Source organism: Paenisporosarcina sp. HGH0030 (assembly GCF_000411295.1).
Taxonomy (GTDB): Bacteria; Bacillota; Bacilli; order Bacillales_A; family Planococcaceae; genus Paenisporosarcina.
The window spans coordinates 164,958-179,750 of the sequence record NZ_KE150422.1 but is presented as its reverse complement, the minus strand read 5'-3'; the positions used below and the strand labels follow the sequence as shown (position 1 = coordinate 179,750).

Sequence of the window (14,793 nt, the reverse complement as noted above, 5' to 3'; positions counted from 1 at the left end):
GTGCTCAAAACAACACTTTGTCAAAAGAGTGTCGTTGAATCAAGACAATTCTATGACAATTGCACTTGAAATCTATACAATAGTGTAGAGAACGTCTATATTTAGAACGAATATAACAAGGACGACCCCAAATATGTAATGTTGAAAGGCAGGAAGGCAATTCATGAGACAGATTAACGACACTTTTTTACGCGCAGCGAGAGGCGAGAAAGTAGATTACACACCTGTATGGTATATGCGTCAAGCAGGACGTTCACAACCGGAATATCGCAAAATTAAAGAAAAATATTCTTTAGAAGAAATCACGCATCAACCAGAACTTTGTGCATACGTCACACGCTTACCGGTTGAAAATTACAATGTGGATGCCGCGATTTTATATAAAGATATCGTGACACCACTTCCTGGAATCGGCGTTGATGTGAAAATCAAATCAGGCGTGGGTCCTGTTATTTCTAATCCGATTCGAACAGTGCAAGATGTAGAAAAACTTGGTGAACTTTCGCCTCAAGATCACATCCCATTTGTTCTTGAAACCATCAAAATTTTGACTGAAGAACAACTGGATGTTCCGTTAATCGGTTTCTCTGGAGCTCCGTTCACGCTTGCAAGTTACATGATTGAAGGCGGTCCTTCTAAAAATTACAACAAAACGAAAGCATTCATGGTTTCTGAGCCTCAAGCGTGGTTTGCATTAATGGACAAGCTTGCTGATATGATTATCATTTATACTAAAGCACAAATCGATGCTGGTGCTAAAGCCATTCAAATTTTTGATTCATGGGTTGGCGCATTGAATATTGAAGATTACCGTATTTTCATCAAACCGGTAATGACACGAATTTTTACTGCTATTAAAGAACAAGGTGTACCTGTAACGACATTTGGTGTTGGTGCAAGTCATTTAGCAAAAGAGTGGCATGATCTGCCGGTGGACGTAATAGGTCTAGACTGGCGCTTATCAATCAAAGAAGCTCGAGCAATGGGCTTAACAAAAACGCTTCAAGGAAACTTGGACCCATCTCTTTTGTTGGCAGATTGGTCTGTCATTGAAGAACGTGCTAAAGAAATCATCGATCAAGGAATCGCTCATCCTTCACACATTTTCAATTTAGGACATGGCGTATTCCCTGAAGTAAATCCAGATACATTAAAACGATTGACGTCATTTGTCCATGAATACAGCCGTGCACAAATCAAAGCACATTCATAAGGCTTACATGTTCGCGCAATGAAATTGAACCTAGCAAAATGAAGATTGTAAATTAATGAACGAGGTGATCAAGTTGACTAAAAAAACAATGGGACTGCTTGTGATGGCTTACGGTACGCCCTATAAAGAAGAAGATTTAGAGCGTTATTATACACATATTCGTCATGGTCGTCCGCCAAGCCCAGAAGCTCTTATCGATTTAAGAGACCGCTATCGTGCAATCGGTGGGATTTCTCCTTTGGCAAAAATTACAGACGACCAAGCGACTGCACTTCGTGACCGTTTGAATGCCGTTCAAGACGAGATTGAATTCAAATTATACATTGGGTTAAAACATATTGAACCGTTTGTTGAAGATGCCGTGGAGCAAATGCATAAGGATGGAATCACAGAAGCGGTTTCCATTGTACTTGCACCTCATTTCTCAACATTCTCGATTAAGTCGTATAACGGGCGCGTACAAGAAACTGCTGAAAAATTAGGTAGTCTACAGATCACTTCAGTAGAGAGTTGGTACGATGAACCAAAATTCATTCAGTATTGGTCTGAAAAGGTTTCCGAAACTTTCAATTCGATGTCGGCAGAACAACGTGAAAAAGCTTGTTTAATCGTTTCTGCACACTCATTACCTGAAAAAATTATCGCAAATGGCGATCCATATCCAGATCAATTAAAAGAAACGGCCAACTTAATCGCGCAATCAGCTGGTATTGAAAACTACGAAGTCGGATGGCAAAGTGCTGGTCAAACGCCAGAACCTTGGATTGGACCAGACGTTCAAGACCTTACTCATGAATTGCACGAACAAAAAGGCTATTCTACATTTGTCTATACGCCAGTAGGGTTTGTCGCAGATCATTTAGAAGTGTTATTCGACAATGATTATGAGTGTAAAGTGGTGACTGATGAAATCGGTGCCAATTACTACCGACCTGAAATGCCTAACACACAACCATTATTTATTGATGCTATGTCCGATGTTGTATTGAAACATTTAGATAAAAAATAAGGAAACTGAAATCGAAAGTGATGATGACTGTGTCTCAAGGAAAACGAAAAGTAGCGATAGTTGGTGGGGGAATTACTGGATTGGCAGCTGCATATTACTTGCAGAAAGAAGCGAAAGAAAAAGGGTATCCTCTTGAAGTAGTTTTGATAGAAGCTTCCCATCGACTCGGAGGGAAAATCCAAACAGTCCGCAAAGATGGATTTGTCATTGAACGGGGACCTGACTCGTTTTTGGCACGTAAAAAAAGCTTTGGCATTTTAGCCGAGGATCTTGGCATCAGTGACCAACTTGTCAGCAATGCAACTGGACAGGCATATATTCTGGTCAATGACGGGCTGCACCCAATTCCTGGAGGGTCTGTCATGGGCATCCCTACACAAATATCGCCTTTCGTCACCTCAGGATTGTTCTCATGGAGCGGGAAATTTCGCGCGGCTGGAGATTTTATTTTACCTAAGTCCTCTGTTAACGGAGATCAGTCGGTTGGACAATTCTTACGTAGACGTTTCGGCGGTGAAGTAGTTGAAAATTTAATTGAACCTTTATTATCAGGCATCTACTCAGGAGACATTGATAAAATGAGCCTTCAGGCTACGTTTCCCCAGTTTTATAAACTGGAACAGGAACATCGAAGTTTGATAATCGGTTCGAAAAAAACGACACCAAAACAGCCGATTGTTAAGTCAAAAGAAGGTATTTTCCGTACATTCAAAAATGGATTGGAAACTGTTGTGGAAGCAATTGAAGCACAGCTTGAACCAGGTTCAGTTATGAAGGGTGTCCGTGTGGAACGTTTCGAACGAGTTGGGGAACAAGTGAATTTGTTCCTAAACAACGATTCAGAAATGCTTCTCGATCAATTGATTTTTGCAACACCACATCTCGCCGCTCTGCCATTATTTGAAGAGCACGGATTGATGGCTGATTTCGAGGAGATGCCTGCTACTTCAGTGGCGACTGTTGCACTGGCTTTTAAAGAAGAAGCAGTCAAACAAGATAAAGAAGGCACTGGCTTCTTAGTGTCTAGAAACAGTGATTACTCCATCACTGCCTGTACGTGGACACATCGTAAGTGGCCAACAACAACACCAGACGGGCATGTATTGCTTCGAGGATTTGTTGGTCGGGCAGGCGATGAGTCTGCGGTTGAATTATCAGACAGCGAACTTGAAAAAATTGTTCTCTCGGACTTACGCAAAACGATTAACATTGATCAAGAACCTCTATTTTCGGTCGTCACTCGATGGAGAAATGCTTCTCCCCAATATGTGGTAGGGCATAAAGAGCGCGTTGCTAAAGCGAAAAGAGAGATTCAAGAGCGTTTTCCAATGATTAAGCTAGCAGGAAGTTCTTATGAAGGCCTTGGACTGCCTGATTGTGTCGATCAAGGGAAAGCAGCTGTCAGTGAAGTTTTGGATGACTTGTTTGTTAAATAAATGAATGTGAAAGGGCAACTCCTCGGAGTTGTCCTTTTGTTTACGTTTATTGTAGAGTTATTATAAAAGATCAGAGTGGTATAAAATACCATTTTTCGCTGCGATAGCTTCGGAGGAATGGTCATGACCAAATAACCTTTGGCCTTAATCTTTTCTACGTAGTTCACGAAAGGGAGCGGATTCCCTCTATAAATAATCAATAGTAAAAGTAAACGGAGCCTTTTGATTAAGCAGAGAGTACAAGGATAATAGTACCTGCTATATTTACAAAAAAGTTATGAAAAACCAAGTGAAACATCGCGATAATACGATAGAATGTCCTGTATTGACTCCTCAAATGATATGCTAGGTTGCCATCCAAGTTTATTGATTGAATTAGGTCTAAGAGGTTTAACTACTTCAAGGTAATTGCCCAATGTTTGAATCTCAAATTCAACAGAAGAATAAAGACGGAGAGTATTTATCAGGTCTTTTAAGTACTTGTATTTTCCAGACGATATTACATACATTTTGCCAGGAATACCTTTTTGAAATAATGTATCGTACGCCAAAATAGCATCTCTAACATCCAAAAAATCGAGTCTCGCATGTAAGTTAATTACTTTAAGTATTTTTTCGGCATTAGTGAATTCCATTTCAACTACTTTTTTTGCAAGGATTGAGCATTGCCCGAAAGAAATGCCCGGACCGATAAGATTAGAAGGCTTTGCGATAATAACATTCATTCCATAAAGCATTTCCCAGGACTGTGCAATCAATGTTTGAAGAGTTTTCGATAAAGCATAGGGATGGTGAGGAGCGGAGAAGTCGGCAGGATTGAATTCCAGCGAGGATCCAACAACTACAATTCTACAATCAGATTCTTCATTTCGCAGGGCTTCCAATAAATATGCAGTAGAGAAAACATTTGCCTCGAGAGAGCCAAGTGGGTCACTCCAGGATGCTTCAACATGGTTCTGACCTGCCAAATGAAGAAGAAAATCGGGTTTTGTTTTTTTGATTAGCATTTTAACTGCCTGTTTATCTGTAAGTTCACATTTTTCATAGGTTATTAAGCGATTTGAAATTTGATTGGTTGCCATTCTCGTTACTGCAATCACATGATAGTTCTCATTCATAAAGTATTGGCATGCGTGTTTCCCCGTAAATCCATTTGCTCCTGTAATTAAAATCCTCGGTTTCCCCAATGGTATAGCATTTAGCGGGAACTGGCTTGATGACTCGTTATTTTGCGTCAAATCCTCCACTCCTATCGGAATGAAAATTGAAAGGACCTAGAAATGAACGGTCAATTAGATCGATAAAAGCATAGGTATCATTCATTCCCTTTTGGATTTTAACGAGAGGATCCCAATATAGCCCTTGATGTGCGTTTTTATTAAAAAGACAACTATGTTTGATATCTACATCCGGAGAAGCAGTATGGAGTGGTTGCATATTAATACCATTAATATCTGCCAGTAACTTGAAAAGCTCATTGATGGAAGATTTTTTCGCCGTACTTACTCCTGACAAAATGAACGCGTCAAATAAATGGGAACTAATAAATCCGGCTTTTCCCGTGACAACAACTTTCAATTCACAAACATCCTTTTGTTTTTTACATTGTATGTAGTAGGTGACTATGAGTTTAGGCATTCGAATTTTTACATATAGACCTTCACTTATCGTAGGTAACTAATAGAAGATAAGTTTAAGTTACAGAACACAAATGTATTTTTATTGGGATGGAATTTAAGCAATGGATTGTGAGGAATTGAGTGAATTTGGGTAATGATTTGAGGATTTTTCCCTTTATTTGTTCAACCTTTGTCGTCACGAGTTCCGGTTAGGATTAGAATCATAGGAAGTTAATCCAGATAAAAGTTGATTATAATAGTTGGCGCTAATCTGTTTTGTGATTTTTCAATTGTTGAAAGTAAGGGCTTTTTTAAAAAAGCTCTTTAAATTGTATTATAGTGTTTAGTAAATCTATCAAAAATTGTAATAGTAGGTGGGAAAACTATGTATCTTATTATGAAATTTATGATTTTCATCATTTTAATCTGGTGTTTTGATTTTCTGTTGAAGATTATGATTTTCCATCCTTTTGGTGCTGATGGCATTATGAGTCTATTCATTCGCTCCATTATTGCAACCATTTTAGCCATTATCAGTTCATACTATATATTAAGAAGGATTAATGATTTATGAACAAATAGTGACAGTAATGAATTGCCTATTGTAAAAAACATAAGAATCTATTATGATTATGACTAGATGACCAATATGGTTTTTTAGTCAATTTTATGAGATGAGGTGAAAGAATTGGATCGCAGACATGAAATTTTAGAAGCAGCAACTAAATCATTTTCTTTATTTGGTTATAAAGCGACCACCATGGATCAAGTGGCGAAGGTTGCAAATGTAGGAAAAGGGACGATTTATACATTTTTTGCAAATAAAGAAGAATTGTTTCATGAAATTGCCTTTACGATGATTAATGAAATGAAGGCAGAAAAAGATGCCATCATTTCGGATCAGTGCTCTTTCCAGAAAAATGCCCATCTCGTATTAATGAAAATGCTGGAATTCCGGGAGCGACACGCTTTACTTGCAAAGTTGATTGCTGAAGAAAAAGATATGAAAACGCCTGTCGTTCAGGCTGTTCTTGTAAAGGTTGAACAAGAAATTGTACGCTATATAGCAGAGCATATCGAGCGGGCGATTGCCAAGAATGAAATAAGAGTAGTAGATGTTGAACTAGTCGCCTATTTAATTTTTAAAGCCTATATGGCCTTTGCTGTTGATTGGCAAAAAACTCATGAGCAAGCGCTGCCGGAAGAAAAAATAGTGGATGTATTTCGTGACACTATATTCCGAAGTCTCATTAAGTGAGACTCTTTTTTTGAAATAAAATGACCAATTGAGAAATTCGGTCAATAAGTATTAGGAGGAAATTAGATGATAAAACAAGAATTTCTAAACATTGTTAAGAACCGTAAATTACTTGTTCCAATCCTAGCGGTTTTATTCATTCCGGTATTGTATGCGGGGATGTTCTTATGGGCGTTTTGGGATCCCTATGAACAGTTAAATGAACTGCCAGTAGCAATAGTTAACGAGGATGCGGGAGCTGAATTGGATGGGGAACGCATAACGGTCGGGAAGGATCTCACGAAGAACCTGGTAGAAAGTCAAGAGTTCCATTTTGTGGAAGTGTCAAAAAAACAGGGAGAAGAAGCTCTGAAAAATCAAGACTATTATATGGTAATTGAGATTCCTTCGAATTTTTCTCAACATGCAACGACACTTTTAGATGAGAAACCTGAAAAATTGATGATTGAATACAAACCGAACGAAGGGTTTAATTTCTTATCCGCACAAATTGGTGAGTCAGCAATTGAACAAATTCGTGCAGAAGTAAATAAACAAGTCGTCGCTAGTTACTCTGAAAATCTTTTCGCTTCCATTTCTAAAATGGGCAATGGGTATGGGGAGGCTGCAGACGGAGCTGAGAAATTATCGGCTGGAGCAGATAGTCTTACTTCTGGAGCGACGGATTTGAAAGGTTACTTGGAACAATTGGCAAGTGGATCGGTACAATTGGCTGATGGGTCAACAGCACTTGCTTCAGGAGCCGTAAAAGCATCAAATGGAGCAACAGAATTAAATGAAGGACTTGGGAAACTTACAGCAGGAGCGGGTCAGTTACAACAAGGTGCTGGCAAAGCAGCAGATGGAGCAGGCCAACTGCAAGATGGAGTTGCGTCTTATACGCAAGGTGTCGCAAAAGTATCAAATGGATTAGCGGCGGCAAATGAAAAAGAACAGCAACTCAATGAAGCGCTAAGCCAACTGCAACAAGGTGCCACCATGACGAATCAATCTGTTGGAAAATTGGCAGGGGGGTCTACTCAAGTAACAGCTGGTTTAGAAACTTTATCTGAACAAATGGCTCCGATTCTCGCATCCCTTCCAAAAGAGCAACAAATCGCTTTAAAAGGGGCACTTGAGCAACTTCAACAAGGAAGTTCACAAGTTTCTCAAGGTTTAGGTGAGTTACAAGTCGGAACAGAACAGCTAAGCGGCGGCATGAGTCAAGCATCATCTGGTGCAGAGAAATTAGCTACAGGTCATCAGGAGCTTGCGAATGGATTGTCTACCTTAACTCAATCTTCCGAAGCTTTAAATACAGGGGCTGCATCTTTAGCATCTGGAAGTGACACCCTTTCGACTAAGTTGGGAGATTTGAAAAACGGGTTGGCAAGTGCCTCTACGGGCAGTAATGAACTTTCAAACGGGTTGCAACAACTTGTTCAAGGTTCGAACGAGTTAACTTCAGGTACATCACAAATTGCATCAAAATCTGGAGAACTTGCTGCTGGATCCACCGAGCTTGTTGATGGGACAGCGAAACTAGCTGAAGGTACGTCTTCTTTACAAGAAAAACTTGCAGATGCTTCTACTGAAGCAAGCGCAGTAAATGCTAACGAAGATACTATTGACATGGCTTCTTCTCCAGTTGGCGTAACAAAATCAGCTGTCAATCACGTGCCAAACTATGGAACAGGATTTGCGCCATATTTCTTGTCACTTGGATTGTTTGTGGGAGCATTGCTAATTTCGATCGTTTTCCCTCTGGTACAAACAGCTATCCCACCGACAAGTGGTTTTGCATGGGCAACGAGTAAAATGACCGTTCTCGGTATCGTTGGCGTTGTGCAAGCACTGATTGCGGTAGCAATCCTAATTTTCGGATTAGGATTAGATCCAGAAAATCTTGGATGGTTTATTGCGATTGCCATCATGACGAGTTTCACCTATTTAGCCATCGTGCAATTGCTCGTCTCAGTTCTTGGTGACAGTGGTCGATTTGTCGCCATCATCATTCTTATTTTGCAACTGGTTACAAGTGCAGGAACGTTCCCGCTCGAAATGATTCCGCAACCATTGCAAATATTTAACCAATGGTTGCCGATGACCTATTCCGTACAAGGATTCAAAGCTGCGATTTCCTCAACGGATATTGACTTTATTCAGTGGAATATCGGAATATTGCTGGCATTCTTTATAGCAGCAGCTGCATGCACGATGACTTATTTCGTCATTTTGTTCAAGCGACGCTATTCAAAAGTCCAGGAAGCATAAAAAAACGGCCGTTCAGGAGGTAAATCCTGAACGGCTGTTTTTTTAATTAAATAGTATTACATTTATCGCATGTATTACCGTAGCATTCATGCTGTTCTTCGATTTTTTCTCCACATTGGGCACATTGCTTAGGGGGAAGGTTCTTGAAAAACTCTACTACATTCTCAATCATGTCGGTGACCTCCTTTTTCTGTACTAGTACTGTTATCGTATATGGTATTGTATTATAACAGTTAAACGAATGTCAACACAAACGCCTAATATTCCTATATAATATGAATAACATCTAAAAGGAGCGATACCCTCATGTATTTTATTGATAACAAAGGAATTACAGATCCTCGCATAAATTTGGCGATTGAAGAATATGCACTAAAAACAATGGACATAGAAAAGGATTCTTTCTTTCTGTTCTATATCAATGAACCAGCTATTATTATCGGCAAGAACCAGAACACCATTGAAGAAATTGATACAGATTACGTAGATATTAACGGTATTCACGTAGTACGCAGACTATCTGGTGGCGGAGCTGTTTATCATGATTTGGGTAATTTAAACTTCAGTTTCATCACGAAAGACGATGGGGACAGCTTCAGAAACTTTAAGAAATTTACGCAACCAATTGTGGATGCGCTGAAAGAAATGGGCGTTGATGCAGAACTGTCAGGACGCAATGATATCTTAGCCGAAGGTAGAAAAATTTCTGGAAATGCCCAATTCACAACAAAAGGCCGTATGTTCAGTCATGGTACATTAATGTTCAATACTGAAATTGATGCAGTGGTTTCTGCATTAAAAGTACGCAAGGACAAAATTGAATCAAAAGGAATTAAATCAATTCGCAGTCGAGTGGCAAATATTACCGAGTTTTTGGACAAGCAAATTACAATTGAAGAGTTTCGTGTGAAATTGCTCCACTCAATTTTTGGTGGAGAAGAAGTTAAAACAATTGAATTGACTGAAGAGGACTGGGCAAATATCAAAGCCCTATCAAAAAAACGTTATGGAAATTGGGAATGGAATTATGGCAAGTCTCCGGCATTCAATATGTCCCATTCAGAAAGATTCCCAACTGGTGGAATTGACGTGAGATTGCAAGTGAAAAACGGAGTCATTGAAGATGCTAATATTTATGGTGATTTCTTCGGAGTAGGCGATGTTGCAGATATCGAGAAGCGAATCATCGGTGTGACTTACGATAAAGCGGCGATTTCTGACGCGCTAGGTGATATGGAAATCTCAACGTACCTTGGCGGAATTACAAAAGAAGAATTCCTTCAGTTGATTTATTAATATTCATTACGAAAGCCTGACTTCTGTCAGGCTTTTTTTATGGACAAGAGGTAGCAGGATGGTCGTCCAAATCCAATTTGTGCAACCTGGAAGGCCAAACTATCTACCTAGAAGGCGATTCTGTCTACCCGGAACACCAAACTGTCTACCTGGAATTACGCCATTGTTCCATTCTCTCCTTTCATCGGAATAATCTACATAGAGTAGCACTTCGAGCTGTTCTTAAGTACAATTAAGAAAAAGATATTAAGGGGGAGGACAAGATGTCGACACATCGCATTTATATCGTTGAAGATGATCGGAAAATCGCCTCGCTGCTTGCCGATACGTTACGTAAATATCATTATGAAGTGCAAACGGTTCAAGACTTTGAACTGATTTTAGAAGAATTCGAAGCGTTCGATCCGCACCTCATTTTGCTTGACATTAATTTACCTTCTTATGATGGATACTATTGGTGTCGTCAGTTCCGCATGAAGACGACGTGCCCGATTATTTTTATCTCAGCACGTTCTGGTGACATGGACCAAGTGTTTGCGCTTGAAAATGGCGGGGATGATTTCATCACGAAACCTTTCCACTATGAAATCGTCCTAGCCAAAATAAGAAGTCATTTACGAAGAACTTACGGTGAATATGCAGCGAAACAAGAAGAACGAACGATAAAAACGGGCAAACTCTGTTTATATTTGGAGCGCATGGAACTTCATACTTCTTCGCAAGAAATTCCACTGCAAAAACGTGAGTGTACAATACTTGAGCTATTAATGACCCAGTCACCAAAAGTGGTCACTCGTGAGCAATTACTGGAAGAACTTTGGGACGACCAAGCGTTTGTCGATGAGAACACATTGAACGTTAATATGACTCGTGTAAGGAAGAAATTACAGGACTACGGAATCACCTCAACTATTGAAACAGTAAGAGGGGCTGGGTACCGTTTCATATTAAGTGTGGAGGAGTCGTCATGAATTTCCGGCTTTTTGTGAAAGAACATGCTGCTTACTTGATTTTTCAACTTATTATGGTGCTCTTTATTATGTTGCTGTATTGGTTGGATGGATTTCGCAATGTCGATACGGCTATTTATTCAGTTGTCATCAGCACGTTACTGATTTTATCGTTTTTATTTGGTCGGTTCGTGAAACGATACGCATTTTATCAAAAAGTATTGTCTCCACCCAAGCACATGGAAGAGGCTTTGCAGCGTGATGGGAAATCACCCGAACAACAACAAATAGAGGCGTATTTACAGGGCTTGTATAGACTGTACCAAAATGAAGTTCAAGCACTCTACGCCAACCAGCATCGCCATCTTCAATTCATGAATCAATGGGTGCATCAAATGAAAACACCTCTATCTGTCGTGGAATTGCTATTGCAAGAAGATGGCAATGTCGATAAGAAAAGTATGCAGGAAGAGATTGACCGCTTGAAGCGCGGACTTGATTCTGTCTTGATGAATGCCCGCTTGGATACGTTTGAACAGGATATGCAAATTGAACAAGTACATCTAAAGACATTGGTGTCGGAAGTAGTGTCGGAAAATAAACGCTTGTTCATTACACATCATGTGTATCCAGTGATTGCGATTGATGATGAATTTATCGTGCCAACAGATGAGAAATGGATGAAATTTGTGATCGGTCAGTTTATCACGAATGCCGTAAAATACACGTTTGAAGAAGGCAAGAAAGTAAATGTTCAAGCAACCTGTCAACAAGGACAAGTTCTCCTTTCTGTTCAAGATGAAGGAATCGGTATTCCTGCGACCGATCTTCCCCGCGTCTTGAAAGCTTTTTTTACGGGGGAAAATGGTCGGAAAACAGGAGAAAGTACAGGAATGGGCTTATATTTAGCTAATGAAATTTGTGGGAAACTCGGTCATGAAATGAGTGTAATGTCTGAGCAAGGCAAAGGCACGACAGTATCGGTTTTATTCCATAAACATGAAGCTGCAAAGCGAGGTGTAACAGAAGATGAGCATATTGAAAATGGACGAAGTGACGAAAGTGTACGAGGGGAAAGTGACGCATCGTGCAATTAACCAAATAAGTTTTGAAGTGGGAAAAGGTGAATTTGTTGCTGTCATGGGCCCTTCAGGTAGCGGGAAAACGACCCTGCTCAATCTAATTTCAACGATTGATACGGCAACTTCAGGTACCCTAACGATTGATGGGCTACGTCCAGATGAAATGTCAAAAACCGAGCTAGCTCTTTTTCGTCGGAGACAGCTCGGTTTTGTCTTTCAGGATTTTAATTTATTGCAAATGCTTACAGTGGAAGAAAACTTGGTTCTCCCATTAACACTGGATGGACTTCCACTAGATGAAATGAAGCGACGTATAGAGGATTTGGCGAAGAAATTGAACTTGGAACAAATACTTGAAAAACGACCGAATGAAATTTCTGGAGGACAAGCACAACGGACTGCGATTGGGCGGGCGCTCATTCATCATCCCACCTTTATTTTAGCCGATGAGCCAACCGGGAACTTGGATTCTAAAGCTTCTCGTGATGTGCTAGAACTATTGGCAAAGGTAAATCAGGAACAAAAAACAACGATACTCATGGTCACACATGATCCAATTGCCGCAAGTTACTGTGACCGTGTCATTTTCATAAAAGACGGTGAGTTTTTTAATGAAATTTATAGCGACAATCGCAGGCAAACCTTTTTCCAGCGTATTTTGAACGTGCTGTCTTTGCTAGGAGGCAATGTCAATGACCTTTCGACAATTCGCCTATCGTAATGTCATTCGAAATCGTCGAATATATGCCGCTTTTTTTATGGCGAGTATGTTTTCAGTCATGGTCTTTTTCATGTATTCCATGTTACTATTTCATCCGAAAATCGAAGATGAATTTTTAAGGGAATTTGCGGCCTCAGGGATGATTGTAGCGGAAATAATATTGTACATATTTACGCTGTTTTTCCTGTTCTATTCCATGAGCGCTTTTTTACAGGCCCGTTCCAAAGAGTTCGGGTTGCTACTTCAGCTTGGTATGGAGAAGAAGCAATTGAATAAATTGATTTTCCTAGAAACGATGTTGATTGGTGCTGTATCTGTAGCAACCGGAATCTTTTTTGGGTATGCCTTTTCCAAATTCTTTTTTATGATTGTGCGCGAATTGCTTCAATTGGAAAGTTTACCTTTATATGTATCAGTTAAGCCCTTTGCCTTGACAATTGGGGCATTTTTCAGTCTTTTCGTCATCATTGCGATGACGAGCGTCGTGTTCATACGAGAGCAAAAAATAATCGAACTGATACGTGGTTACTGGAAGAACGATGAACTACAAAGTTACTCGACGGTGAAAGCAATTCTAGGCATTGCCATGTTATTGTTTGCGTACGGAGCGGCCGCGTTTACATCGATGAATGTGGTACTGGCTTTAGCCATTGTTTTACCACCTCTTGCTGCACTAGGTACGTATTTCTTCTTTACACATAGTGTGTTGTTTTTGCTTCATCAAGTACGCAAACGCAAGTCTCTTTACTGGCATCCGTATCGAATGATCGCCGTTTCGGAAGTGGCTGTAAAGCTCCGTGAAAATGCACGTATGTATTTTATCGTCACCATCGTTTCGACTGTTGCTTTTTTATCAGTTGGAACATTAACATCTCTGTCTTCCTATACAGGGCAGTTTCGTGAAATAAACCCGCTTTCGCTAATCTATTCGAGTGAAATGAATAATCCATATGAATCGGACCACATTTCATTATTGCGTAAGGAATTGGAAGAGCAGGGGTTGTCCTACACGCTTGTGCCGTTCTTAATTAAACAGCAAACTTCATCCTTTTCACGGAACTCGGTGGATATTTTAAGAGAGTCGGATGTCAATAGTTTAGCACTAGCACTCGGTTCGCCACTCATTGAATTGGCTCCTGGAGAAGCCATGTTTATTCCGTATTCTGAGGAATCAATCGGCAATTTAAAAGGTAAAGAAATTCAGACTGTATTGGAAGAAAGCAATGTCCCGATTAAAATCCATGGTGTGTATCCCAAGATGTTATTTCCTTCAATGATTATAGGATCAAACATTGTGGTAGTAGACGACATAGACTATCGATTGATAGACGAACCGTTTGCAGGAAGAACAATGCTTGACTCATCGTATAAATTTTTTGCTTTCCATGTAGCCGAATGGGAACGTACAAAATCAATCGGATTAGATATAGACTCTCAAGTGACGAACGCAATTTATGATGGAGGTTTTACCACTCTGCCATTTTACTTTGAAAATCCAGGATTGAACTACAGTGTTATACGGGCAACATTCTCGTTGTTATTGTTTACAGGGTTAATGGTTGCAGCCGTTTTGTTATTGGCAGCCGGAAGTTTTGTTTACTTCAAACTGTATACGGGACTGGAGCGGGACAAACGACAATTTGATGTGTTGAAAAGAATGGGCTTGACCGAACCGGAAATTATCAAAATCGTCAATCGTCAACTGGTTCCTCAGTTTTTCCTACCCTGGGGGATTGCGATGTTACACAGTGCATTTTCATTTTTATCACTGCAAGTCATTTGGAGGAACTTGGCGGAAGTCTCCATTTTGAGTGAAATGATTTTAGTATTGATTGGTTTCACATTAATTCAGGTCGTTTATTATTTTTTAATACGCTGGCGTTATATTGCACATGTCCGAGCATAAAATTTTTCCGCTCTGAAGCGAGCGGAAAAATTTTATGCGACGAAGCTAGC

Annotated in this window: 14 protein-coding genes; 11 read left to right on the top strand and 3 right to left on the bottom strand. The window is 39.9% G+C overall.

Annotated features, from left to right (window positions below; translation table 11 throughout):
- Window positions 1–163 precede the first annotated feature (163 nt).
- The 3 genes from hemE (at window position 164) to hemY (ending at window position 3,658) form a co-directional block, all read left to right on the top strand.
- Window positions 164–1,213 carry a uroporphyrinogen decarboxylase gene (gene hemE / locus HMPREF1210_RS12945; protein ID WP_016429149.1) on the top strand — a complete coding sequence of 350 codons (1,050 nt, stop codon included), beginning with the start codon at window positions 164–166 and terminating at the stop codon, window positions 1,211–1,213.
- A 73-nt stretch (window positions 1,214–1,286) separates the two neighbouring features.
- Complete coding sequence (gene hemH, locus HMPREF1210_RS12940) at window positions 1,287–2,222, top strand: ferrochelatase (RefSeq protein ID WP_016429148.1); 936 nt, start codon at window positions 1,287–1,289, stop codon at window positions 2,220–2,222.
- A gap of 23 nt (window positions 2,223–2,245) precedes the next feature.
- A complete protein-coding gene (gene hemY / locus HMPREF1210_RS12935) occupies window positions 2,246–3,658 on the top strand; it encodes a protoporphyrinogen oxidase (protein ID WP_036660190.1) in 1,413 nt (470 codons plus the stop codon).
- Window positions 3,659–3,933: 275 nt separating this feature from the next.
- Here hemY and HMPREF1210_RS12930 read toward each other — a convergent pair whose 3' ends face one another.
- Both HMPREF1210_RS12930 and HMPREF1210_RS12925 read right to left on the bottom strand, forming a co-directional pair.
- Complete coding sequence (locus HMPREF1210_RS12930; protein ID WP_369758034.1) at window positions 3,934–4,905, bottom strand: NAD-dependent epimerase/dehydratase family protein; 972 nt, start codon at window positions 4,903–4,905, stop codon at window positions 3,934–3,936.
- Entirely contained in the window at window positions 4,883–5,236 is a 354-nt protein-coding gene (locus HMPREF1210_RS12925) for a hypothetical protein (protein WP_016429145.1), read from the bottom strand. The genes HMPREF1210_RS12930 and HMPREF1210_RS12925 overlap by 23 nt, the downstream gene beginning before the upstream one ends.
- Window positions 5,237–5,662: 426 nt before the next feature.
- On the opposite strand from HMPREF1210_RS12925, the gene HMPREF1210_RS12920 reads away from it, so the two are divergent.
- From HMPREF1210_RS12920 to HMPREF1210_RS12910, 3 genes are all read left to right on the top strand, one after another.
- Entirely contained in the window at window positions 5,663–5,851 is a 189-nt protein-coding gene (locus tag HMPREF1210_RS12920; RefSeq protein WP_016429144.1) for a hypothetical protein, read from the top strand.
- 114 nt (window positions 5,852–5,965) lie between these two features.
- Window positions 5,966–6,535, top strand: a complete 570-nt coding sequence (locus HMPREF1210_RS12915; protein ID WP_016429143.1) for a TetR/AcrR family transcriptional regulator — start codon at window positions 5,966–5,968, stop codon at window positions 6,533–6,535.
- A 66-nt stretch (window positions 6,536–6,601) separates the two neighbouring features.
- Window positions 6,602–8,788 (top strand): YhgE/Pip domain-containing protein, encoded by a 2,187-nt coding sequence (locus HMPREF1210_RS12910; protein WP_016429142.1) that lies wholly within the window; start codon window positions 6,602–6,604, stop codon window positions 8,786–8,788.
- 46 nt (window positions 8,789–8,834) lie between these two features.
- Here HMPREF1210_RS12910 and yhfH read toward each other — a convergent pair whose 3' ends face one another.
- Window positions 8,835–8,960: a protein YhfH gene (yhfH, locus tag HMPREF1210_RS17795; RefSeq protein WP_016429141.1), complete on the bottom strand. Its 126-nt coding sequence runs from the start codon at window positions 8,958–8,960 to the stop codon at window positions 8,835–8,837.
- A gap of 134 nt (window positions 8,961–9,094) precedes the next feature.
- On the opposite strand from yhfH, the gene HMPREF1210_RS12905 reads away from it, so the two are divergent.
- The 5 genes from HMPREF1210_RS12905 to HMPREF1210_RS12885 all read left to right on the top strand — a co-directional run bounded on the left by HMPREF1210_RS12905 (window position 9,095) and on the right by HMPREF1210_RS12885 (window position 14,743).
- Window positions 9,095–10,084 (top strand): lipoate--protein ligase, encoded by a 990-nt coding sequence (locus HMPREF1210_RS12905; RefSeq protein WP_016429140.1) that lies wholly within the window; start codon window positions 9,095–9,097, stop codon window positions 10,082–10,084.
- 263 nt (window positions 10,085–10,347) lie between these two features.
- Window positions 10,348–11,055 carry a response regulator transcription factor gene (locus HMPREF1210_RS12900; RefSeq protein ID WP_016429139.1) on the top strand — a complete coding sequence of 236 codons (708 nt, stop codon included), beginning with the start codon at window positions 10,348–10,350 and terminating at the stop codon, window positions 11,053–11,055.
- Window positions 11,052–12,131, top strand: coding sequence for a HAMP domain-containing sensor histidine kinase (locus HMPREF1210_RS12895; protein WP_016429138.1), 1,080 nt, complete (start codon window positions 11,052–11,054; stop codon window positions 12,129–12,131). Before HMPREF1210_RS12900 ends, HMPREF1210_RS12895 begins: the two co-directional genes overlap by 4 nt.
- A complete protein-coding gene (locus HMPREF1210_RS12890) occupies window positions 12,064–12,837 on the top strand; it encodes an ABC transporter ATP-binding protein (protein ID WP_036660111.1) in 774 nt (257 codons plus the stop codon). The genes HMPREF1210_RS12895 and HMPREF1210_RS12890 overlap by 68 nt, the downstream gene beginning before the upstream one ends.
- Window positions 12,809–14,743 (top strand): FtsX-like permease family protein, encoded by a 1,935-nt coding sequence (locus HMPREF1210_RS12885; protein WP_016429136.1) that lies wholly within the window; start codon window positions 12,809–12,811, stop codon window positions 14,741–14,743. The genes HMPREF1210_RS12890 and HMPREF1210_RS12885 overlap by 29 nt, the downstream gene beginning before the upstream one ends.
- The last annotated feature ends 50 nt before the right edge of the window (window positions 14,744–14,793 follow it).

Bases quoted from the DNA above. Each gene is read 5' to 3' on its own strand.
- hemE (WP_016429149.1), top strand. From the start codon at position 164: ATGAGACAGATTAACGACACTTTTTTACGCGCAGCGAGAGGCGAGAAA.
- hemY (WP_036660190.1), top strand. From the start codon at position 2,246: ATGACTGTGTCTCAAGGAAAACGAAAAGTAGCGATAGTTGGTGGGGGA.
- HMPREF1210_RS12920 (WP_016429144.1), top strand. From the start codon at position 5,663: ATGTATCTTATTATGAAATTTATGATTTTCATCATTTTAATCTGGTGT.
- HMPREF1210_RS12910 (WP_016429142.1), top strand. From the start codon at position 6,602: ATGATAAAACAAGAATTTCTAAACATTGTTAAGAACCGTAAATTACTT.
- yhfH (WP_016429141.1), bottom strand. From the start codon at position 8,960: ATGATTGAGAATGTAGTAGAGTTTTTCAAGAACCTTCCCCCTAAGCAA.
- HMPREF1210_RS12905 (WP_016429140.1), top strand. From the start codon at position 9,095: ATGTATTTTATTGATAACAAAGGAATTACAGATCCTCGCATAAATTTG.
- HMPREF1210_RS12900 (WP_016429139.1), top strand. From the start codon at position 10,348: ATGTCGACACATCGCATTTATATCGTTGAAGATGATCGGAAAATCGCC.
- HMPREF1210_RS12895 (WP_016429138.1), top strand. From the start codon at position 11,052: ATGAATTTCCGGCTTTTTGTGAAAGAACATGCTGCTTACTTGATTTTT.
- HMPREF1210_RS12890 (WP_036660111.1), top strand. From the start codon at position 12,064: ATGAGCATATTGAAAATGGACGAAGTGACGAAAGTGTACGAGGGGAAA.
- HMPREF1210_RS12885 (WP_016429136.1), top strand. From the start codon at position 12,809: ATGACCTTTCGACAATTCGCCTATCGTAATGTCATTCGAAATCGTCGA.